Genomic DNA, 21418 nt, shown 5'->3' with positions numbered 1-21418 from the left:
GAAGTCAGCCACAAGGAGACCGAACCGTGAAGAGCGCCGTGGAGACCCTGAACCCGACCCGGGTTCGGCTCACTGTCGAGGTGCCCTTCGAGGAGCTCAAGGACAGCCTCGACGCGGCGTACAAGAAGATCAACCAGCAGGTCACGGTGAAGGGCTTCCGCAAGGGCAAGATCCCGGCCCGCGTCATCGACCAGCGGTTCGGCCGCGGTGCCGTGCTGGAGGAGGCCGTCAACGACGCGCTCCCGAAGTTCTACACCGAAGCGGTCAACGAGGCCGAGCTCAACGTCCTGGGCCAGCCCGAGGTCGACATCACCGAGCTGAAGGACGGCGAGACGCTGAACTTCACCGCCGAGGTCGACGTCCGCCCCGCCATCGAGATCCCGGACTACTCGGGCATCGAGGTCGAGGTCGACGCCGTCGAGGTCACCGACGAGGACGTCGAGAAGTCCGTCGAGCAGCTGCGTGAGCGCTTCGCCTCCACCTCGCCGGTCGAGCGTGCCGCCGAGGACGGCGACGTCGTCACCATCGACCTGCAGGCCAAGGTCGACGGCGAGGTCCTGGAGGACGGCGTCGCCGAGGGCGTCTCCTACACGATCGGCTCCGGCGAGCTGCTGGAGGGCATCGACGACGCCGTGAAGGGTCTGGAGGCGGGCGCCGAGGCCACCTTCACCTCCGAGCTCAAGGGCGGCTCCGCGGCCGGCAAGGAGGCCGAGGTCACCGTCAAGGTCACCCAGGTCGCCGCTCGCGAACTGCCCGAGCTGGACGACGAGTTCGCGCAGCTCGCCTCCGAGTTCGACACCCTTGAGGAGCTGAAGGCCGACAGCCGCAAGCGCCTTGAGAACATGAAGCAGTACGACCAGGCCACGCAGGCCCAGGAGCGCGTCCTGGAGAAGCTGCTGGAGCTCGTCGAGGTGCCCGTCCCCGAGAAGCTGCTCGAGGACGAGATCAACACCCGCAAGCACAACCTGGAGCACCACCAGCTCGGCCAGATGGGCCTCGACCTCGAGAAGTACCTGGAGATCCAGGGCAAGACGGTCGAGGAGTTCGACGCCGAGACCAAGGAAGCCGCGGTCAAGGGCATCAAGACGCAGTTCGTCCTCGACGAGCTCGTCAAGCAGGAGAAGCTGAACGTCAACCAGGAGGAGCTCACCGAGCACCTCATGCGTCGCGCCGCCTCCTCCGGCATGTCCCCCGACCAGTTCGCCCAGGCGGTCGTCGAGGGCGGCCAGGTTCCGCTGCTGGTCGGCGAGGTCGCCCGCGGCAAGGCCCTGGCCGTCGTGGTCGAGAAGGCCACGGTCAAGGACACCAACGGCGAGGTCATCGACATGACCGACGAGGACGAGGTCGAGCAGGCCACCGAGACGGTCGAGGCCGCCGAGGGCACCGCCGACGCCTCCGACGAGGAGAAGTCCGAGGGCTGAGCCCACGGCACCTTGTAGCTCGCAGGAACGGCCCCGGGGACGGCGTGACGCCCCGGGGCCCTTCTGTTGCCGTACGGGCGGACAGCGGCCCGCACAGCGCGTCGCATGCGCTCACAGCGAACACTCCCGGAACCGGGATTGCGGCACAGGGCCACCGCGTTAGGGTCCATGAGTATGAGGGCAGGGGAGTCCCCGTTGCCCAAGCAGGACACGTGAGACGGCCCGGCGCCGTCGTAAGACGAGCAGGTGGATACGTGACGAATCTGATGCCCTCCGCCGCCGGCGAGCCTTCCATCGGCGGTGGCCTCGGCGACCATGTCTACAACCGGCTGCTCAACGAGCGGATCATCTTCCTCGGCCAGCCGGTCGACGACGACATTGCGAACAAGATCACCGCACAGCTGCTGCTCCTTGCCGCCGACCCGGACAAGGACATTTACCTGTACATCAACAGCCCGGGCGGTTCGATCACGGCCGGTATGGCGATCTACGACACCATGCAGTACATCAAGAACGACGTGGTGACCATCGCCATGGGCCTCGCCGCCTCGATGGGCCAGTTCCTGCTCAGCGCGGGCACCCCGGGCAAGCGCTTCGCGCTGCCGAACGCCGAGATCCTGATCCACCAGCCCTCCGCGGGCCTGGCCGGCTCGGCCTCCGACATCAAGATCCACGCTGAGCGGCTGCTGCACACCAAGAAGCGCATGGCCGAGCTGACGTCCCAGCACACCGGCCAGTCGGTCGAGCAGATCACCCGCGACTCGGACCGCGACCGCTGGTTCGACGCCTTCGAGGCCAAGGAGTACGGCCTCATCGACGACGTGATCGCCACGGCCGCCGGCATGCCGGGCGGCGGCGGCACCGGGGCCTGAGCCCCAGCGGATGGCCACAGCGCCCCCGCACAGCCCCCAGCCGACCGCCTCAGCCCCTAGGAGACAGACAGTGAACGACTACCCCGGCAGCGGCCTGTACGACCGCACGCGCGCCGAGTACACCGGGCCCGCCGCCGAGTCCCGCTACGTGATCCCCCGCTTCGTCGAGCGCACTTCGCAGGGCATCCGTGAGTACGACCCGTACGCGAAGCTCTTCGAGGAGCGCGTGATCTTCCTCGGCGTGCAGATCGACGACGCCTCCGCCAATGACGTCATGGCGCAGCTGCTGTGCCTGGAGTCGATGGACCCCGACCGGGACATCTCGGTCTACATCAACAGCCCGGGCGGCTCCTTCACCGCGCTCACGGCCATCTACGACACGATGCAGTTCGTGAAGCCGGACATCCAGACGGTCTGCATGGGCCAGGCGGCCTCCGCCGCCGCCATCCTGCTGGCCGCGGGCACGCCCGGGAAGCGCATGGCGCTGCCGAACGCCCGGGTGCTGATCCACCAGCCGTACAGCGAGACCGGCCGCGGCCAGGTCTCCGACCTGGAGATCGCCGCCAACGAGATCCTCCGGATGCGCTCGCAGCTGGAGGAGATGCTGGCCAAGCACTCCACCACGCCGATCGAGAAGATCCGTGAGGACATCGAGCGCGACAAGATCCTCACGGCCGAGGACGCGCTGTCGTACGGGCTGATCGACCAGATCATCTCCACGCGGAAGATGAACAACGCCGACGTTCGCTGACGCGGACCCGGTATTGTCTGCTGCCCCTTGGCACGGTTTGGGACGGTGCACGTCAAAGTGAACCGCGCCAAGGGGGGCCCGAACGGGGGGCCAGGCAAGGTACCGTCGACATAAGGCAGCACCAGGAGCCGCTGGATCCGAAATGTCCAGTCGTCTCCCAGGCGAAGGGGAAGCACACCGTGGCACGCATCGGTGACGGCGGCGATCTGCTCAAGTGCTCGTTCTGCGGCAAGAGCCAGAAGCAGGTCAAGAAGCTCATCGCAGGCCCTGGTGTGTACATCTGCGACGAGTGCATCGATCTCTGCAACGAGATCATCGAGGAAGAGCTCGCGGAGACCAGTGAGGTCCGCTGGGAGGAACTGCCCAAGCCGCGCGAGATCTACGAGTTCCTCGAGGGCTACGTGGTCGGCCAGGAAGCGGCCAAGAAGGCGCTCTCCGTCGCCGTCTACAACCACTACAAGCGCGTCCAGGCCGGCGAGAACGGCGGCGCCCAAGGCCGTGACGACGCCATCGAGTTGGCGAAGTCCAACATCCTGCTGCTCGGCCCCACCGGCTCCGGCAAGACCCTCCTCGCCCAGACTTTGGCGCGCATGCTGAACGTCCCCTTCGCCATCGCCGACGCCACGGCGCTGACGGAGGCGGGATACGTGGGCGAGGACGTCGAGAACATCCTCCTGAAGCTGATCCAGGCGGCCGACTACGACGTCAAGAAGGCCGAGACCGGGATCATCTACATCGACGAGATCGACAAGGTCGCGCGCAAGAGTGAAAATCCGTCGATCACCCGGGACGTGAGCGGCGAGGGCGTCCAGCAGGCCCTGCTGAAGATCCTGGAGGGCACCACCGCCTCGGTCCCGCCGCAGGGCGGCCGTAAGCACCCGCACCAGGAGTTCATCCAGATCGACACGACGAACGTCCTGTTCATCGTGGGCGGCGCGTTCGCGGGTCTGGAGAAGATCATCGAGTCCCGGGCCGGCGCCAAGGGCATCGGGTTCGGTGCGACGATCCGCTCCAAGCGGGAGCTGGAGGCCAAGGACCAGTTCGAGGACGTCATGCCCGAGGACCTGGTCAAGTTCGGCATGATCCCCGAGTTCATCGGCCGACTGCCCGTCATCACGAGCGTGCACAACCTCGACCGCGAGGCACTCCTCCAGATCCTGGTCGAGCCGCGCAACGCGCTGGTGAAGCAGTACCAGCGCCTCTTCGAACTCGACGGCGTCGAGCTCGACTTCGAGCGAGAGGCCCTGGAGGCCATCGCCGACCAGGCCATCCTCCGCCAGACCGGCGCACGCGGCCTGCGCGCCATCATGGAAGAGGTGCTGCAGGGCGTGATGTACGAGATCCCGTCCCGCAAGGACGTGGCCCGTGTGGTCATCACGGCCGACGTCGTCCACTCGAACGTGAACCCGACGCTGATCCCGCGGGACGCGCGCCGCGGGCCGGGCGAGCAGAAGTCGGCGTAGCCGCACGGTAGACGTAGGCGGGGCCCCGGTCGTCGACCGGGGCCCTTCGCGGTTGACGAGTCGGCCGTCAGACCTTTTCGCGAATCTCCCCGCGAACCTTGGCGGTGATGTCCGCAGCGACGTCCTTGGTGACGCCCTTGGCGGCGTCGCCCGGCGACACCATGGCGATCGTGCTGTAGTCGGCCCACACGCAGAACCAGTCGGTCTTCTCCTGCTTGGTCATCACGTTCTGGCCCTTGGCCGCCTGGCACTTCATGACCGCGCCGTCGAGGTCGGCCGCCTCGGGCTCACCGACCAGTTCGCTCTTGCCCGCGCCGGAGGAACCGGACGACTCCTGGGACGACTTCTTGAAGTCGGAGAAGAACTTGTCGAGGGCCGCCTCCGGGTCGGCGATCTCGCCGTAAGCGCCGAAGTACGAGATGCCCTTGGCCGAGGCGAGTTCGGTCAGGTCGGGAGCGCTGCTCGGGTCCTGTGGGTCGTAGCCGCTCAGGTCCGCCGTCGAGTAGATGCCGAACACGCTGTCACCGTTCTTGACGCCGCTTTTCTCCAGGTCATCGGCGATGTTCGAGGATCCGCCGACGCTCTGCCCGGCTTTGCTGACCCGCGTGTACTCGCCGAGCAGCTTCTCCGGCGTCGCCAGCTTGTGCGCCCCGTCGTCCTCAATGGCGCCGGCTCCGCCACTCGCGCCGAGCACGAAGTACGCCCCCACACCGATCGCGGCCACGACGGCCACCGCGCCGATGATCAGGCCGGCCTTCTTGCCGCCGCCACCCGGCGCCGGCGGCTGGGGCATCCCGTACGGGGCCTGGCCGTACGGCGGCTGGGGGTGCTGGCCGTAGGGCGGCTGGGGCTGCTGGCCGTACGGGTTCGGCTGCTGGGGCGGGACGCCCGGGGGCTGCTGCGGGTAGCCATAACCGGGCTGGGGCTGGGGCGGGGGAGCCTGCTGGGGGTAGCCGTAGCCGGGCTGGGGTGCCTGCGGCGGCTGGCCGTACGGACCCGGCTGGCCGTACGGGCCGGGCTGCTGGGGCTGCCCGCCGTACGGGCCCGGCTGGTTGTAGCTCATTTCTGGGTTCCCCTCCAGATGCTTATGCGTTCACGACATCCTGGCGCAAAGCCCATGGGCGCACGGCATCGGGGGGTGCACCGTTACAGAACAAACGCGTTTCGGGACACGCCCGGGACACCCCTAAACTGAGCCCGTGACCGAGAACGCTCAGCAGCAGCCACCAGCGCCCGACACCGAACTGCCGACCCAGTACGCGCCGGCCGACGTAGAGGGGCCGCTGTACGAGCGCTGGGTGGAGCGGGGTTACTTCGAGGCCGACGCGAAGAGCGAGAAGCCCGCGTACACCATCGTCATCCCGCCGCCGAACGTCACGGGCAGCCTGCACCTCGGGCACGCCTTCCAGCACACGCTCATGGACGCCCTCACCCGCCGCAAGCGCATGCAGGGCTACGAGTCGCTGTGGCTGCCGGGCATGGACCACGCCGGTATCGCCACGCAGAACAAGGTCGAGCAGCAGCTCGCCGAGGAGAACAAGTCCCGGCACGACCTCGGCCGTGAGCCGTTCGTCGAGCGCGTCTGGCAGTGGAAGGAGGAGTACGGCGGGAAGATCCTCGGCCAGATGCGGCGCCTCGGCGACGGCGTCGACTGGAGCCGCGAGCGGTTCACCATGGACGAGGGGCTGTCCAAGGCCGTCCTCACCATCTTCAAGAAGTTGTACGAGGACGAGCTGATCTACCGCGCCGAGCGCATCATCAACTGGTGCCCGCGCTGCCTGACGGCCATCTCGGACATCGAGGTCGAGTACCAGGAGGACGACGGCGAGCTCGTCTCCATCAAGTACGGCGAGGGGGACGAGACCCTCGTCGTCGCCACGACCCGTGCCGAGACGATGCTCGGTGACACCGCCGTCGCCGTCCACCCCGACGACGAGCGCTACCGGCACCTGATCGGCAAGCGCATCAAACTGCCGCTGACCGACCGCCACATCCCGGTCGTCGCGGACAGCCACGTCGACCCCGAGTTCGGCACCGGCGCCGTCAAGGTGACCCCGGCCCACGACCCCAACGACTTCGCGATCGGCCAGCGCCACGGCCTGGAGTCGATCACGGTCATGGACGAGCGGGCGGTCATCACCGCGCACGGACCGTTCCAGGGCCTGGACCGCTTCGAGGCCCGCGCCGCCATCGTCGGCGCACTGCGCTCGCAGGGCCGGATCGTCGCCGAGAAGCGCCCGTACGTCCACTCCGTCGGCCACTGCTCGCGCTGCAAGACCACCATCGAGCCGCGCCTGTCCATGCAGTGGTGGGTCAAGGTCGGCCCGCTCGCCAAGGCCGCCGGTGACGCGGTCCGCGACGGCCGGGTGAAGATCCACCCGGAGGACATGTCGAAGCGCTACTTCGACTGGGTCGACAACATGAACGACTGGTGCATCTCGCGCCAGTTGTGGTGGGGCCACCGCATCCCGATCTGGTACGGCCCGAACGGCGAGATCGTCTGCGTCGGCCCCGACGAGGAGCCGCCGACGGGTGAGGGCTGGACGCAGGACACGGACGTCCTCGACACCTGGTTCTCGTCCGGCCTGTGGCCGTTCTCCACGCTGGGCTGGCCCGAACAGACCGAGGACCTGCGGAAGTTCTACTCCACCGACGTCCTCCTCACCGGCCACGACATCATCTTCTTCTGGGTCGCCCGGATGATGATGTTCGGCCTGTACGCGATGGACGGCGAGGTCCCCTTCAGGACCATCGCGCTGACCGGCCTGGTCCGCGACGAGCGCGGCAAGAAGATGTCGAAGTCCTTCGGCAACGTCGTCGACCCGCTCGACTGGATGGACAAGTACGGCTCCGACGCCGTCCGCTTCACCCTCGCCCGCGGCGCCAACCCCGGCACCGACGTGCCGATCGGCGAGGACTGGGTCCAGGCGTCGCGGAACTTCGCCAACAAGATCTGGAACGCCACGCGCTTCGCGCTGATGAACGGCGCCACCGTCGAGGGCCCGCTGCCCGACCCGGCCGCCATGTCGGCGACGGACCGCTGGATCCTCTCCCGCCTCAACAAGACGGTCGCCGACGTCGACGCGTTCTACGAGGACTTCCAGTTCGCCAAGCTCTCGGACGCCCTTTACCACTTCGCGTGGGATGAAGTCTTCGACTGGTACGTCGAGCTGTCCAAGACGACGTTCGCCGCGGGCGGCGAGGGTGCCGAGGTCTCCAAGCGCGTCCTTGGCGAGGTCCTGGACGTCACGCTGAAGCTGCTGCACCCGGTGGTCCCGTTCGTCACGGAGACCCTGTGGACCACGCTCACCGGCGGTGAGTCGGTGGTCGTCGCCGAGTGGCCGACGGACAGCGGCTTCAGGGACGAGGCGGCGGAGCAGGAGATCGCCGTCCTCCAGCAGGTCATCACCGAGGTCCGCCGCTTCCGCGCCGACCAGGGCCTGCAGCCGGGCCAGCGGGTCCCGGCCCGCCTGACGCTGGACGGCACCGCGCTCGCCCCGCACGAGCCGGCCATCCGCCAGCTGCTGCGCCTGCAGCCGGAGGGCGAGGACTTCTCGGCCACGGCGACGCTGCCGGTCGCGGGTGCGGAGGTCGCGCTGGACCTCTCCGGCGCGATCGATGTCGGGGCCGAGCGCAAGCGCCTGGCCAAGGACCTCGCCGCCGCCGAGAAGGAGAAGGCCCAGGCGACGGCCAAGCTCGGCAACGAGGCGTTCCTGGCGAAGGCCCCGGACAACGTCGTGGAGAAGATCCGCGGCCGCCTGGCGAAGGCCGAGGAGGACATCGCCCGGATCGCCGCCCAGCTGGAGCGCCTGCCGCAGGCGTAGTTGTTCGTACGACTGCGAGGGCCCCCGGTGCTGTCAGGCGCCGGGGGCCCTCACGTACGTCAGGGCCCGGGGAACTGCGCGACGCCCGGGGAACTGCGCGACCAGCCACCACGCACCCGCACTCGCCACACGAGCTCACGCACCCCACTCCCTGGGCGCACTGTCAGTCCCCCTCCGTAGACTGGCCCCGTGAGCGACCAGAACGAGCCCGACCCCCTCGACTCCTTCGAAGAGATCATCGCCTCCGAGACCGACCGCGACCCCGACCTCGCCGTCATCGAGGCCGGCAGCCGCACCCTGCGCACCCAGGGCGGTCCGCCGCAGGCCGACGTGCCCGCGCGCCCGGAGGACCCCGAGGTCGACAAGGCCCTGCGCGAGGTCGAGGCGGAGCTGGCGACACGCTGGGGCGAGACCAAGCTGGAGCCCTCCGTCGCCCGCATCGCCGCGCTCATGGACGTGCTGGGCGAGCCGCAGCGTTCGTACCCCTCGATCCACATCACGGGCACGAACGGCAAGACGTCGACCGCCCGCATGATCGAGGCCCTCCTCGGCGCCTTCGAGCTGCGCACCGGCCGCTACACCTCCCCGCACGTCCAGTCGATCACCGAGCGGATCAGCCTCGACGGCGCCGCGATCTCCGCCGAGCGCTTCGTCGAGACGTACCAGGACATCAAGCCGTACATCGAGATGGTCGACGCCTCCCAGGAGTACCGCCTGTCCTTCTTCGAGGTGCTCACCGGCATGGCGTACGCCGCCTTCGCGGACGCGCCGGTCGATGTCGCGGTCGTCGAGGTGGGGATGGGCGGGTCCTGGGACGCCACCAACGTCATCGATGGTGACGTCGCCGTCGTGACCCCCATAGACCTCGACCACACCGACCGGCTGGGCGAGACCCCGGGCGAGATCGCGGCGGAGAAGGCCGGCATCGTCAAGCAGGACGCCACCGTGATCATGGCCCAGCAGCCGGTGGACGCCGCCCAGGTGCTGCTGAAGAAGGCCGTGGAGGTCGACGCCACCGTGGCCCGTGAGGGGCTGGAGTTCGGTGTCGTGGCGCGGCAGGTGGCCGTCGGCGGCCAGCTGGTCACCCTGCGCGGACTGGGCGGTGAGTACCCCGAGGTCTACCTGCCGCTGCACGGCGCGCACCAGGCGCACAACGCCGCCGTCGCCCTCGCCGCCGTCGAGGCCTTCTTCGGTGTCGGTGCCGCCCGTGCCGAGCCGCTGGACATCGACACGGTCCGCAAGGCGTTCGCGGCCGTCGCCTCGCCGGGGCGTATGGAGGTCGTACGGCGCTCCCCGACCGTCGTGCTCGACGCCGCCCACAACCCGGCCGGCGCGCGGGTCACGGCCGAGGCCGTGGGGGAGGCCTTCGACTTCAGCCGGCTGATCGGTGTCGTCGGCGCGAGCGGCGACAAGAACGTCCGAGGGCTGCTGGAGGCCTTCGAGCCGATCTTCGCCGAGGTCGTCGTCACCCAGAACTCCTCGCACCGGGCCATGGACGCCGACGAGCTCGCCGCCATCGCCGTCGAGGTCTTCGGTGACGAGCGCGTGCAGGTCGAGCCGCGGCTGCCGGACGCCCTGGAGGCCGCGATCACGCTGGCCGAGGAGGAAGGCGAGTTCGCGGGCGGCGGAGTGCTGGTCACAGGGTCCGTCATCACGGTCGGCGAGGCCCGGCTGCTGCTGGGGAAGGGCTGAGTCGGAAGATGCGTACGCTCTGTTCCTCCACCCTGATCGGTGAGTTCTTCGTCATCGGCTTCGCCGGTCTGGTCGCCATGAAGGACCCCGACCTGTCCATGGGGCAGGTGTGGACGGTCTGCGGTGTCGCGATGTTCCTGTGCGTCCTGCTGTGCGGCCTGGTGACCCGCCCCGGCGGCGTCGCCCTGGGCTGGGCCCTGCAGATCGCCCTCATCGCCTCCGGCTTCGTCGTCCCCACGATGTTCTTCCTCGGCGTGGTCTTCGCGGCGCTGTGGTGGGCCTCGGTGCACTACGGCAGGAAGGTCGACGAGGCGAAGGCGAGATTCGCCGCTCAGAGCGACTCCTCCACGGCTGACGCTGCGTAACAAGGGTCCGGACACGCCCTGTAACCTCATCCCACCGCACCACCGGCAGTAAGAAGGAGCCCTCCCGTGACCCAGCGCACCCTCGTCCTCCTCAAGCCCGACGCCGTCCGTCGAGGCCTGACCGGCGAGATCATCAGCCGTATCGAGCGCAAGGCCGGCTGGCAGATCACCGCGCTGGAGCTGCGCACCCTGGACCAGGACACGCTGGAGCAGCACTACGGCGAGCACAAGGGCAAGCCCTTCTACGAGCCGTTGGTGGAGTTCATGGCCTCCGGCCCGGTCGTCGCCCTGATCGTCGAGGGCGAGCGGGTCATCGAGGGGCTGCGCCAGCTCGCCGGCCCGACCGACCCGATCGCCGCGGCACCCGGCTCCATCCGCGGTGACTACGGCGTGATCGTGCGTGAGAACCTCATCCACGCCTCCGACTCCGAGGAGTCCGCCGAGCGCGAGGTGAAGATCTTCTTCCCGGGCCGCGCCTGAACCCCACACCTGGCCCGAACCGGGGCGGTCGCGGAAAGCCGGCCGCCCCGCGGCATATGCGTGGCGATCGAGGGAACGAGTGCCCCCGATGGCCCGTCTCCACAAGCGGGGCGGCTCGCCATCTGATGACAATGGCGAATACCCTCCCGCAGTGTTCGCGAAGGCACGTCTACGATGGAAGCCTTCACGTCACAGCACCCACTTCGCCGACCTGAAAAGCCGTCAAAAGCTCCCAGGAAGGCCAGACGAATCCTGATGGGGAACTCAATGTCGTTCATCGGCCGTGACATGGCTGTCGACCTCGGGACCGCCAACACGCTGGTGTACGTCAGGGGTCGCGGGATCGTACTCAACGAGCCGTCCGTGGTCGCGATCAACACCAACACCGGTGGCATCCTCGCGGTCGGTGCCGAAGCGAAGAAGATGATCGGGCGCACGCCCGGCAACATCGTTGCCGTACGTCCGCTGAAGGACGGTGTGATCGCCGACTTCGAGATCACCGAGCGGATGCTCCGCTACTTCATCCTGAAGATCCACAAGCGGCGGTATCTGGCTCGTCCGCGGGTCGTCGTCTGTGTGCCCTCCGGTATCACCGGTGTCGAGCGCCGCGCCGTCATCGAGGCGTCGTCCCAGGCCGGCGCCCGTCAGGTGCACATCATCGAGGAGCCCATGGCGGCGGCCATCGGCTCCGGCCTGCCGGTTCACGAGGCCACGGGCAACATGGTGGTCGACATCGGCGGCGGCACCACGGAGGTCGCGGTCATCTCCCTCGGCGGCATCGTCACCGCCCAGTCCATCCGCGTCGCGGGCGACGAACTCGACAACGCGATCATCCAGCACATCAAGAAGGAGTACTCCCTTCTGCTGGGTGAGCGCACGGCCGAGCAGATCAAGATCACGATCGGTTCGGCGTACGACCTCGATGCTGACGAACACACCGAGATCCGTGGCCGGGACCTCGTCTCCGGGCTGCCGAAGACCGTCGTCGTCTCCGCGGCCGAAGTACGCAAGGCCATCGAGGAACCGGTCAACGCGATCGTGGACGCGGTGAAGACGACCCTCGACAAGTGCCCGCCCGAGTTGTCCGGCGACATCATGGACCGCGGAATCGTTCTGACCGGCGGCGGAGCGCTGCTGCGTGGTCTCGACGAGCGGCTGCGGCGCGAGACCGGCATGCCGATCCACATCGCCGAGGACCCGCTGGACAGCGTGGCGCTCGGCTCCGGCAAGTGCGTCGAGGAGTTCGAGGCGTTGCAGCAGGTGCTGGACGCCCAGCCGCGCAGATGACGTAACTCTTCGATTCCGCCGTACGGGACGACCCCCTCTCGTACGGCGGATCGTTGATATAGAGGCATAAGCTTCCGAAGAGCCTCGAAACCCGCATACGAACCACACGTACGAACCCCCATACGGACCCTTTGCGGTTATTCCCGGGGGTTTCCCGAATTCCTATGAGGAAGGGCACGGCCGCCGCACGTGAGGGACACACGAGAGAGCCGGCTGCTCCTGGTGCTGCTGATCGCCATCGCTTTCGCGCTGATCACGGTGGACATCCGCGGCGGTGAGGACTCCCCTGTCGACGGCGCCCGATCCGCCGCGGCCGCGGTCTTCGGCCCGATCGAGAGCGGTGTGTCCTCGGCGGTCGACCCGGTCGGCAACGCGGTCGCCGCGATCCGCGACTCGGGCGAGCGCCACGACCGGCTCGCCCGGCTGGAGCAGGAGAACGCCGCCCTCAAGGCCAAGCTCGGCAGCGACGACCGCAACCGCAGCAGGCTCAAGCAGCTCGACAAGATGATCAAGATCGCCGGGGAGGGCCAGTACGGCATCAAGGGCGCCCAGGTCATCGCCATAGGAGCGGCCCAGGGCTTCTCGTGGACGATCACCATCGACGTCGGCGCCAACGACGGCATCCAGCGCGACATGACCGTCCTGAACGGGGACGGCCTGGTCGGGCGCGTGACGACGGTCGGCCCGAACACCGCGACCGTGCTCCTCGCCAACGACCCCGACTTCACCGTCGGCACCCGCATGGAGTCCAGCGACGAACTCGGCTTCGCCTCCGGCCAGGGCGACCGGCCGCTGCGCGTCGAACTCCTCAACGGCAAGGCCGAGGTGAAGAAGGGCGACCGCCTCGTCACCTTCGGCTCCCAGGCCGACAAGCCCTTCGTGCCCGGCGTCCCCGTCGGCATCGTCTCCCGCGTCGACCCGTCCGGCGGCAACCTGACCCGCACCCTCTACGTCACGCCGTACGTCGGCTTCAGCAAGCTCGACATCGTCGGCGTCGTCGTCCGGGCCCCCGCGAAGGACCCGCGCGACACGGTGCTCCCCGACAAGCCGAAGCCGACCCCCAGGCCGACCGTGACGGTCACCGTCACCCCGGGCGCCGAAGCCCCGGGCGAGGGCCAGGACCAGCCGCGGGCGGACGGCAGCACCGACCCTCTGACCGAGGGGCAGAACGAGCCGCAGGCAGACGGGCCGTACGAGCCACCGGTCTACGGCCAGAACCAGTACGAGCAAGAGCAGTAGGAGCTGAAGCCTGATGCGCGTCAACCGAATCCTGCTCTCCTCGTCGCTGGTCGTCGTCGCCCTGGTGATCCAGGTCAGCGTCCTCGCCCGGCTCCACCTCCCGGGCGCCGTACCCGACCTGATGCTCCTGACGGTGCTGGGCCTCGCTCTGGTCTACGGCCATGTCGGCGGCGCCCTCGTCGGCTTCGGGGCCGGACTGCTCGCCGACCTCGCCCCGCCGGCCGACCACGCCGCCGGTCGCTACGCGCTGGTGCTGTGCGTCATCGGTTACCTCGCCGGGCTCGCCAAGCCGGAGAACGGCCGGCTGAAGTCGGCCACCGGACCGATGGTCGTCGTGGTCGCCGCCGCCATCGGCTCGACTCTGCTGTACGCCGGTGTCGGCGCCCTCGTCGGCGACACCGCCGCCCGCCATGTCGGCCTGGGCAGCCTGCTGTTCACGGCCGCGCTGTACGACCTGCTGCTCGCGCCGTTCGTCGTTCCCGGGATCATGGCGCTGGCGCGGCGCGCGGAGAACGACCCGCTCGCCGAGTCCAACTCCCAGGCGAAGAAGCCCAGCATCTCCTCCGGCTGGCTCTCCGGCGGCACGGGCCTGCGTATCGGCGGCCAGCGCGGCGGGCTGGGCGGTCCGAAGGTGAAGGCTGTGCGGGCACGGACGGCGCGCGCCGGACGCATCAAGGGGGTCAAGCGACTGTGACCGCACAGGAGTTCACCGGAACGGGTGAGGATCGGCGGAACCGCGCCGCGAGGGCCGGTCGTTCCTCACTCGTACACCGTCCGTCGTCATTCGTACACGCCCATCCGTCCACACGCTGAGAGGGGGAGCGACAGACGTGACCAACATTCCCGAGACGGGGCGGACGCCACGCGTCCAGATCCGGCTCGTCGTGATCCAGATCCTCGTCCTCTCTCTCCTCGGCACGCTCGGCGGGCGCCTGTGGTACCTGCAGATCCGCGAGGGAGACGCCTACGCCAAGGAGGCGTCGGGCAACCACGTCCAGCAGGTCGTCCAGCCGGCCGTACGCGGTTCGATCCTGGACGCGCGCGGAGTGGCGCTCGCCGACAACGAGACACGACTGGTGGTCTCGGCCTCGCGCACGGACCTACTGAAGATGAAGGACGACGGCAAGGGCGTGCTGACCAAGCTGGCCGGCGTCCTGGGCATGAAGCCCAAGGAGGTCATGGACAAGGTCCGGCTGTGCGACTCCGAGACACCGCAGCCGTGCTGGAACGGCTCGCCGTACCAGCCGATCCCGATCACGGACGAGGCCACCCCCAAGCAGGCCCTGCAGATCCGTGAGCGGGCGGAGGACTTCCCCGGGATCACCGCCGAGCCGCAGGCGCTGCGCCGCTACCCGAGCCCGGCTGCCGCCAACACCGCCCAGGTACTGGGCTATCTCTCGCCCGTCACCGACGAGGAGCTCCAGAAGGCGCAGGACAGCGACTCGCCGTACCTGCGTTCGGACCAGGTGGGACGCTCGGGCCTGGAGCGTCAGTACGACAAGGAACTGCGCGGCAAGGCGGGCGTGACCCGCTACGAGGTCGACAACCTGGGCCGGGTGATCGGTCAGGCCAAGGCCGACCCGGCACAGGCCGGCTCCAACCTGGTCACCAGCATCGACGCCCGGGTGCAGCGGGTCGCCGAGTACGAGCTGAACCAGGCGATGAAGGATGCCCGCAAGGAGTGGGACCGCAACACCAACGAGCGGTACAAGGCCGACTCGGGCGCGGTCGTGGTGATGGAGACCAAGACCGGTCGCATCGTCGCCATGGCGTCCAACCCGAGCTACGACCCCAACGCATGGGTCGGGGGCATCTCCGCCAAGGACTACAAGAAGCTCACCGGCAAGTCCTCCAACTACCCGTTGCTCAACCGCGCCATCCAGGGCCAGTCCGCCCCCGGCTCGGTCTTCAAGGTGATCCCCACGGCCGCCGCGGTCAACGCCGGCTACTCCTTCAACGGCCCGTACGAATGCTCCAGCTCGTACTCGATCGGCGGCCAGGTCTTCAAGAACTTCGAGTCCAAGGGGTACGGCCCGATCAGCCTCGGCCGGGCCCTGGAGGTCTCCTGCGACACCGTCTTCTACCGGCTCTCCCACCAGGAGTGGAAGCGCGACGGCGGCACCAAGCCGAAGAAGAACGCCCAGGACTGGTTCTACAAGACGGCGCACCAGTTCGGCCTCGGCGCGGAGACCGGCATCGACCTGCCCAACGAGGTCACCGGGCGCGTCCCGGACCGCAAGTGGAAGCAGGACTACTGGAAGGCCAACAAGGACGCCTGGTGCCGCTACGGCAAGAAGGGCGGCTCGTACGCCGAGCGCATCGCCTACGAGAACTGCCTCGAAGGCAACCGCCTGCGCGCCGGTGACTCCGTCAACTACTCCATCGGACAGGGCGACACCCTGGTCACCCCGATCCAGATGGCCTCCATCTACGCGGCCATCTCCAACGGCGGCACCCTGTACAACCCGACCGTCGGCAAGGCCATCATCAGCGCCGACGGCAGGACCGTCCAGGAGATCAAGCCCAAGCCCCACGGCAAGCTGCCCATAAGCAGGCAGACGCTGGCCGAGATGGATGACGCCCTCGCCGGCGTCGCCACCCGCGGTACGGCCGCCTGGCGGTTCGCGGACGTCGGCTGGCCCCAGGACAAGATCCCGATGCACGCCAAGACCGGTACCGCGGAGGTCTACGGCAAGCAGACGACCTCGTGGTTCGCCACGTACACCAAGGACTACTCGGTCGTCATGACGATCTCCCAGGGTGGTACGGGCTCCGGGGCCTCGGGCCCGGCCGTCCGCAACATCTACGACGCGCTGTACGGCGTCTCCGACGACGGCACGATCAGCAAGAAGAACGCGCTGCTGCCGACGCCGCAGAAGAGCCTGCCGAAGGTCCGGACTGACGGGACCATCGCCTCGCCGAAGGTCGGCAAGGACCCGGCGAAGGAACAGCGGGCCAGCCAGAAGGGCAGCGACGCGCCGGACGGGCAGCAGCTCGCCGGCACGGTGTCGACGCCGACGCCGGAGAACCGGGACACCCGGCGCCGACGGCGCGGGAACCGCAGGCGGGGAAGCCGGAGGATGCTCACATGACCGGCGCCAACAGCTTCCAGGTCTCCGGGTACGGGCCCGAACGGGCGGGCTGGACCCGCCTGTTCGCCCGCGACTCGCTCGCCCGCCGGCTCGACTGGCCGATACTGCTGGCGGCGCTGGCCCTGTCGATGCTCGGCACGCTCCTGGTGTACTCGGCGACCCGCAACCGCACCGAGCTCAACCAGGGCGACCAGTACTACTTCCTGGTCCGCCATCTGCTGAACACCGGCATCGGCCTGGCCCTGATGGTCGGCACGGTCTGGCTCGGCCACCGCACCCTGCGCACGGCCGTGCCGATCCTGTACGGCGTCTCGGTCTTCCTGATCCTGCTGGTGCTCACCCCACTCGGCTCCACCATCAACGGCGCCCACTCCTGGATCAAGCTCCCCGGCGGCTTCTCCCTGCAGCCCTCCGAGTTCGTGAAGGTCACGATCATCCTGGGCATGGCGATGCTGCTGGCGACGAGAGTGGACGCGGGGGACAAGCAGTACCCCGACCACCGCACGGTGGTGCAGGCGCTGGGCCTGGCCGCGGTGCCGATGCTGATCGTGCTGCTCATGCCCGACCTCGGCTCGGTCATGGTGATGGTGGTGATCGTGCTGGGCGTGCTGCTCGCGTCCGGCGCCTCCAACCGCTGGGTCTTCGGCCTGATCGGCACGGGCACCTTGGGGGCGATCACGGTCTGGCAGCTGGGCGTCCTGGACGACTACCAGATCGCCCGTTTCGCGGCCTTCGCCAACCCGGAGCTCGATCCGGCGGGCGTCGGCTACAACACCAACCAGGCGCGTATCGCGATCGGTTCGGGCGGGCTCACCGGTGCCGGGCTGTTCCACGGCTCGCAGACGACCGGACAGTTCGTCCCCGAACAGCAGACCGACTTCGTCTTCACCGTGGCGGGCGAGGAACTGGGCTTCGTCGGTGGCGGGCTGATCATCCTGCTGCTCGGCGTGATCCTGTGGCGGGCCTGCCGTATCGCGCGTGAGACGACCGAGCTGTACGGGACGATCGTGGCGGCGGGCATCGTGGCGTGGTTCGCCTTCCAGTCGTTCGAGAACATCGGGATGACGCTCGGGATCATGCCGGTGACCGGTCTGCCGTTGCCGTTCGTGTCCTACGGCGGATCGTCGATGTTCGCGGTGTGGGTGGCGGTGGGCTTGCTGCAGTCGATCCGCGTGCAACGGCCGATGTCGGCCTGAGCCCGGCCGGGCTCAGGCCGAGCTCAGGCCGGGAGGCTCTGTCGTCCCGTCGAGACTCCCACTAGATTCAGGTCATGGCGGACACCAAGCGTGAAATCGAGCGGAAGTATGAATCCGATGACAGCGGCCTGCCCGATCTGACCGGCGTCGCCGGGGTCGCGGCCGTCATCGACAAGGGGGTCGCGCAGCTGGACGCCGTCTACTACGACACCGCCGACGAACGCCTCGCCGCCTCGGCGGTCACGCTGCGCCGCAGGACGGGCGGGTCCGACGCGGGCTGGCATCTGAAGTTTCCCGTCGCCCAGGACGTACGGGACGAGATCCAGGCCCCGCTGTCCGACACCCTGCCCCGCGGCCTCGCCGGCCTCGTCCGCTCCCGCGTCCGGGAGGCCGAACTGGTGCCCGTGGTCCGGCTGCGCTCCGACCGCGACGTGCGGCACCTCGTCGACGCCGACGGTCGGCTGCTCGCCGAGGTCAGCGTGGACGCCGTACTGGCCGAACGCCTCAGCGGGGGCAGCCGTACCGCACAGTGGACCGAGATCGAGGTGGAACTGGCGGACGGCGGTGACCCGGCATTCCTCGACAAGATCGACAAGCGGCTGAGGAAGGCAGGGGTGCGGCCGTCCTCGTCGGCCTCGAAGCTGCAGCGCGCCCTGGCGGAGACGACACCGAGGAAGAAGCGGGGCAAGAAGGCGGAGGCGACCGAGGAGCCGGTCACCGCTGGTGATCACGTCCTCGCCTACCTCCGCGCCCAGCGGGACGACGTCGTCGCGCTCGACCCGGCCGTGCGGCGGGACGTGGTCGACTCCGTGCACCGGATGAGGGTCGCCACACGCCGGTTGCGCAGCGCCCTGAAGTCCTACGGCAAGGTCCTCGACCGGGCGGTGACCGACCCGGTGGGCGAGGAGCTGAAGTGGCTGGCCGGGGAACTCGGGGTCGACCGGGACCAGGAAGTGCTGACCGAGCGGCTGACGTCCGCCGTCGACGAACTGCCCCGGGCCCTGATGATCGGACCGGTGCGCACCCGGCTGCGCACCTGGTCGTACGCCAGGCGCGGAGGGTCACGACGACGGCTGGTCAAGGTGCTGGACGGGGAGAGGTACCTGCGGCTGCTGGAAGCCCTTGACGCCCTCCTCACCGACCCGCCCCTGCTGAAGGCGGCCGGCCGTAAACCGAAGAAGGTGATCAGCAAAGCCGTGCGGAAGGACTTCGCCAAGGTGTCCCGGCTGGTCGAGCAGGCGCTCGCACTGGAACCCGGGCAGGACCGGGACCTCGCGCTGCACGAGGCACGCAAGAAGGCCAAGCGCACGCGGTACGCGGCGGAGACCGCGGTCCCGGCGCTGGGCGACCCGGCCGCCGGGCTGGTGCGGTCGATGAAGAAGTTGCAGAACCTGCTCGGCGACCACCAGGACAGCGTCATGGCCCGGCAGGCCCTGCGGGAGCTCTCACGGCAGGCGCACGCGGCGGGGGAGCCCTCGTTCACGTACGGGTTGCTGTACGCGCGGGAGGAGCAGCGCGCGGCGGCGGGCGAGGAGGCGCTGCCGGAGGTCTGGGCACGGGCGAAGGCCGGAGCCGGCATCTGAGCGTGCTGGGGGCCGTCGCGGTCGCGTTAGGCTAGATGGTCACCCCTGTCAGTTCAGTCCAGCTCACGAAGGTTCGCGAGATGTCTGCCGAAGCCGCTGCGGCCGCTGAGTCCGTGTTTCCGCAGCTCGAAGCTCTGCTCCCGCATGTGCAGAAGCCGATCCAGTACGTCGGCGGAGAGCTCAACTCCACGGTCAAGCCGTGGGAGTCCTGTGACGTCCGCTGGGCGCTCATGTACCCGGACGCGTACGAGGTCGGGCTGCCCAACCAGGGCGTCATGATCCTTTACGAGGTCCTGAACGAGCAGGAGGGCGTCCTCGCCGAGCGCACGTACAGCGTGTGGCCGGACCTGGAGGCCTTGATGCGGGAGCACGGCGTCCCGCAGTTCACGGTGGACAGCCACCGGCCGGTGAAGGCCTTCGACGTGTTCGGCCTGTCCTTCTCCACCGAGCTGGGCTACACGAACATGCTCACGGCCCTGGACCTGGCCGGCATCCCGCTGGAGTCCAAGGACCGCACGATCGACGACCCGATCGTCCTGGCGGGCGGCCACGCCGCCTTCAACCCCGAGCCGATCGCCGACTTCATCGACGCCGCCGTCATCGGCGACGGCGAGCAGGCCGTGCTCGACATGACGAAGATCATCCGCGAGTGGAAGGCGGAGGGCCGGCCCGGCGGCCGCGAGGAGGTCCTCTTCCGCCTGGCGAAGACCGGCGGGGTGTACATCCCCGCGTTCTACGACGTGGAGTACCTCCCCGACGGCCGCATCGCCCGTGTCGTACCCAACAAGTCCGGTGTCCCGTGGCGTGTGTCCAAGCACACGGTCATGGACCTCGACGAGTGGCCCTACCCCAAGCAGCCCCTCGTCCCCCTGGCCGAGACGGTCCACGAGCGCATGTCGGTCGAGATCTTCCGCGGCTGCACGCGGGGCTGCCGCTTCTGCCAGGCCGGCATGATCACGCGCCCGGTCCGCGAGCGCTCGATCACGGGCATCGGCGACATGGTCGACAAGGGCCTGAAGGCGACGGGCTTCGAGGAGGTCGGCCTGCTGTCCCTGTCGTCGGCCGACCACAGCGAGATCGGCGACATCGCCAAGGGCCTGGCCGACCGCTACGAGGAAGACAAGATCGGCCTCTCCCTGCCGTCCACCCGCGTCGACGCCTTCAACATCGACCTGGCGAACGAACTGACCCGCAACGGCCGTCGCTCCGGCCTCACCTTCGCCCCCGAGGGCGGCTCCGAGCGCATCCGCAAGGTCATCAACAAGATGGTCTCCGAGGACGACCTGATCCGCACGGTCGCCACCGCCTACGGCAACGGCTGGCGCCAGGTGAAGCTGTACTTCATGTGCGGCCTGCCGACCGAGACCGACGACGACGTCCTGCAGATCGCCGACATGGCGACCAAGGTCATCGCCAAGGGGCGCGAGGTCTCCCGTTCGAACGACATCCGCTGCACGGTCTCGATCGGCGGCTTCGTGCCCAAGCCCCACACCCCCTTCCAGTGGGCCCCGCAGCTCTCCGCCGAGGAGACCGACGCCCGCCTGGAGAAGCTCCGCGACAAGATCCGCGGCGACAAGAAGTACGGCCGCTCCATCGGCTTCCGCTACCACGACGGCAAGCCCGGCATCGTCGAGGGCCTGCTCTCCCGCGGCGACCGCCGCATCGGCGCCGTCATCCGCGCGGTGTACGACGACGGCGGCCGCTTCGACGGCTGGCGCGAGCACTTCTCGTACGACCGCTGGATGAGCTGCGCCGACAAGGCGCTGGCCCCCTTCGGCGTCGACGTCGACTGGTACACCACCCGCGAGCGCGGCTACGAGGAGGTCCTGCCCTGGGACCACCTCGACTCGGGCCTCGACAAGGACTGGCTCTGGGAGGACTGGCAGGACGCCCTCGACGAGACCGAGGTGGAGGACTGCCGCTGGACGCCGTGCTTCGACTGCGGGGTGTGCCCGCAGATGGACACGCACATCCAGATCGGCCCCACCGGCAAGAAGCTGCTGCCTCTGACGGTCAAGAACGCTGCGTCGGCGCCTGGTGGTCACTCCCACTGAGGGGGGTGGTCGACGGGTGGTTGCGGCACCGGCGGGAGTGGGTGAGGGCGAGGGGGCAACCTTTCGGCCGCTCAGGACGCTCCTTGCCTCGGGCGTGGT

General features: G+C 68.8%; 16 protein-coding genes. 15 read left to right on the top strand and 1 reads right to left on the bottom strand.

Translation table 11 applies throughout. The features are described 5' to 3' along the window. Positions 1–26 precede the first annotated feature (26 nt). The 4 genes from tig to clpX all read left to right on the top strand — a co-directional run bounded on the left by tig (position 27) and on the right by clpX (position 4507). Positions 27–1421 carry a trigger factor gene (gene tig / locus ACFYNL_RS09670; RefSeq protein WP_388799293.1) on the top strand — a complete coding sequence of 465 codons (1395 nt, stop codon included), beginning with the start codon at positions 27–29 and terminating at the stop codon, positions 1419–1421. A gap of 266 nt (positions 1422–1687) precedes the next feature. Beyond that, positions 1688–2293 (top strand): ATP-dependent Clp protease proteolytic subunit, encoded by a 606-nt coding sequence (locus tag ACFYNL_RS09665; protein WP_031476850.1) that lies wholly within the window; start codon positions 1688–1690, stop codon positions 2291–2293. 70 nt (positions 2294–2363) lie between these two features. Then, positions 2364–3044 carry an ATP-dependent Clp protease proteolytic subunit gene (locus tag ACFYNL_RS09660; protein ID WP_388799290.1) on the top strand — a complete coding sequence of 227 codons (681 nt, stop codon included), beginning with the start codon at positions 2364–2366 and terminating at the stop codon, positions 3042–3044. A 179-nt stretch (positions 3045–3223) separates the two neighbouring features. Continuing rightward, positions 3224–4507 carry an ATP-dependent Clp protease ATP-binding subunit ClpX gene (gene clpX, locus ACFYNL_RS09655; RefSeq protein ID WP_030967070.1) on the top strand — a complete coding sequence of 428 codons (1284 nt, stop codon included), beginning with the start codon at positions 3224–3226 and terminating at the stop codon, positions 4505–4507. Positions 4508–4574: 67 nt separating this feature from the next. Here clpX and ACFYNL_RS09650 read toward each other — a convergent pair whose 3' ends face one another. Further along, a complete protein-coding gene (locus ACFYNL_RS09650) occupies positions 4575–5570 on the bottom strand; it encodes a hypothetical protein (RefSeq protein WP_388799287.1) in 996 nt (331 codons plus the stop codon). Between the two features lie 136 nt (positions 5571–5706). On the opposite strand from ACFYNL_RS09650, the gene ACFYNL_RS09645 reads away from it, so the two are divergent. The 11 genes from ACFYNL_RS09645 (at position 5707) to ACFYNL_RS09595 (ending at position 21319) form a co-directional block, all read left to right on the top strand. Further along, positions 5707–8331 carry a valine--tRNA ligase gene (locus ACFYNL_RS09645; protein ID WP_388799284.1) on the top strand — a complete coding sequence of 875 codons (2625 nt, stop codon included), beginning with the start codon at positions 5707–5709 and terminating at the stop codon, positions 8329–8331. 189 nt (positions 8332–8520) lie between these two features. Further along, the gene (locus ACFYNL_RS09640) at positions 8521–10023 is read left to right on the top strand and encodes a bifunctional folylpolyglutamate synthase/dihydrofolate synthase (protein WP_388799281.1); all 1503 of its coding nucleotides are present in this window, start codon (positions 8521–8523) and stop codon (positions 10021–10023) included. A gap of 8 nt (positions 10024–10031) precedes the next feature. Beyond that, complete coding sequence (locus ACFYNL_RS09635; RefSeq protein ID WP_388799279.1) at positions 10032–10388, top strand: DUF4233 domain-containing protein; 357 nt, start codon at positions 10032–10034, stop codon at positions 10386–10388. Positions 10389–10454: 66 nt separating this feature from the next. Then, positions 10455–10868, top strand: coding sequence for a nucleoside-diphosphate kinase (gene ndk / locus ACFYNL_RS09630; protein WP_019756227.1), 414 nt, complete (start codon positions 10455–10457; stop codon positions 10866–10868). Positions 10869–11135: 267 nt separating this feature from the next. Further along, a complete protein-coding gene (locus tag ACFYNL_RS09625) occupies positions 11136–12155 on the top strand; it encodes a rod shape-determining protein MreB (protein ID WP_019756228.1) in 1020 nt (339 codons plus the stop codon). Positions 12156–12344: 189 nt separating this feature from the next. After that, positions 12345–13394 carry a rod shape-determining protein MreC gene (mreC, locus tag ACFYNL_RS09620; protein ID WP_388799276.1) on the top strand — a complete coding sequence of 350 codons (1050 nt, stop codon included), beginning with the start codon at positions 12345–12347 and terminating at the stop codon, positions 13392–13394. 13 nt (positions 13395–13407) lie between these two features. Continuing rightward, complete coding sequence (mreD, locus tag ACFYNL_RS09615) at positions 13408–14088, top strand: rod shape-determining protein MreD (RefSeq protein ID WP_388799273.1); 681 nt, start codon at positions 13408–13410, stop codon at positions 14086–14088. A gap of 136 nt (positions 14089–14224) precedes the next feature. Next, positions 14225–16486 carry a penicillin-binding protein 2 gene (mrdA, locus tag ACFYNL_RS09610; RefSeq protein WP_388799270.1) on the top strand — a complete coding sequence of 754 codons (2262 nt, stop codon included), beginning with the start codon at positions 14225–14227 and terminating at the stop codon, positions 16484–16486. Then, complete coding sequence (gene rodA, locus ACFYNL_RS09605) at positions 16483–17682, top strand: rod shape-determining protein RodA (protein WP_388799267.1); 1200 nt, start codon at positions 16483–16485, stop codon at positions 17680–17682. Before mrdA ends, rodA begins: the two co-directional genes overlap by 4 nt. A gap of 74 nt (positions 17683–17756) precedes the next feature. Continuing rightward, positions 17757–19265, top strand: a complete 1509-nt coding sequence (locus ACFYNL_RS09600; RefSeq protein WP_388799264.1) for a CHAD domain-containing protein — start codon at positions 17757–17759, stop codon at positions 19263–19265. Positions 19266–19345: 80 nt separating this feature from the next. Continuing rightward, entirely contained in the window at positions 19346–21319 is a 1974-nt protein-coding gene (locus ACFYNL_RS09595; protein ID WP_388799260.1) for a TIGR03960 family B12-binding radical SAM protein, read from the top strand. The last annotated feature ends 99 nt before the right edge of the window (positions 21320–21418 follow it).

This window comes from Streptomyces sp. NPDC007808 (assembly GCF_042868655.1).
In the GTDB taxonomy this organism is placed as follows: domain Bacteria; phylum Actinomycetota; class Actinomycetes; order Streptomycetales; family Streptomycetaceae; genus Streptomyces.
Note: the sequence above shows the minus strand (reverse complement) of the source record. Positions and strands in the feature narration are given on the sequence as shown.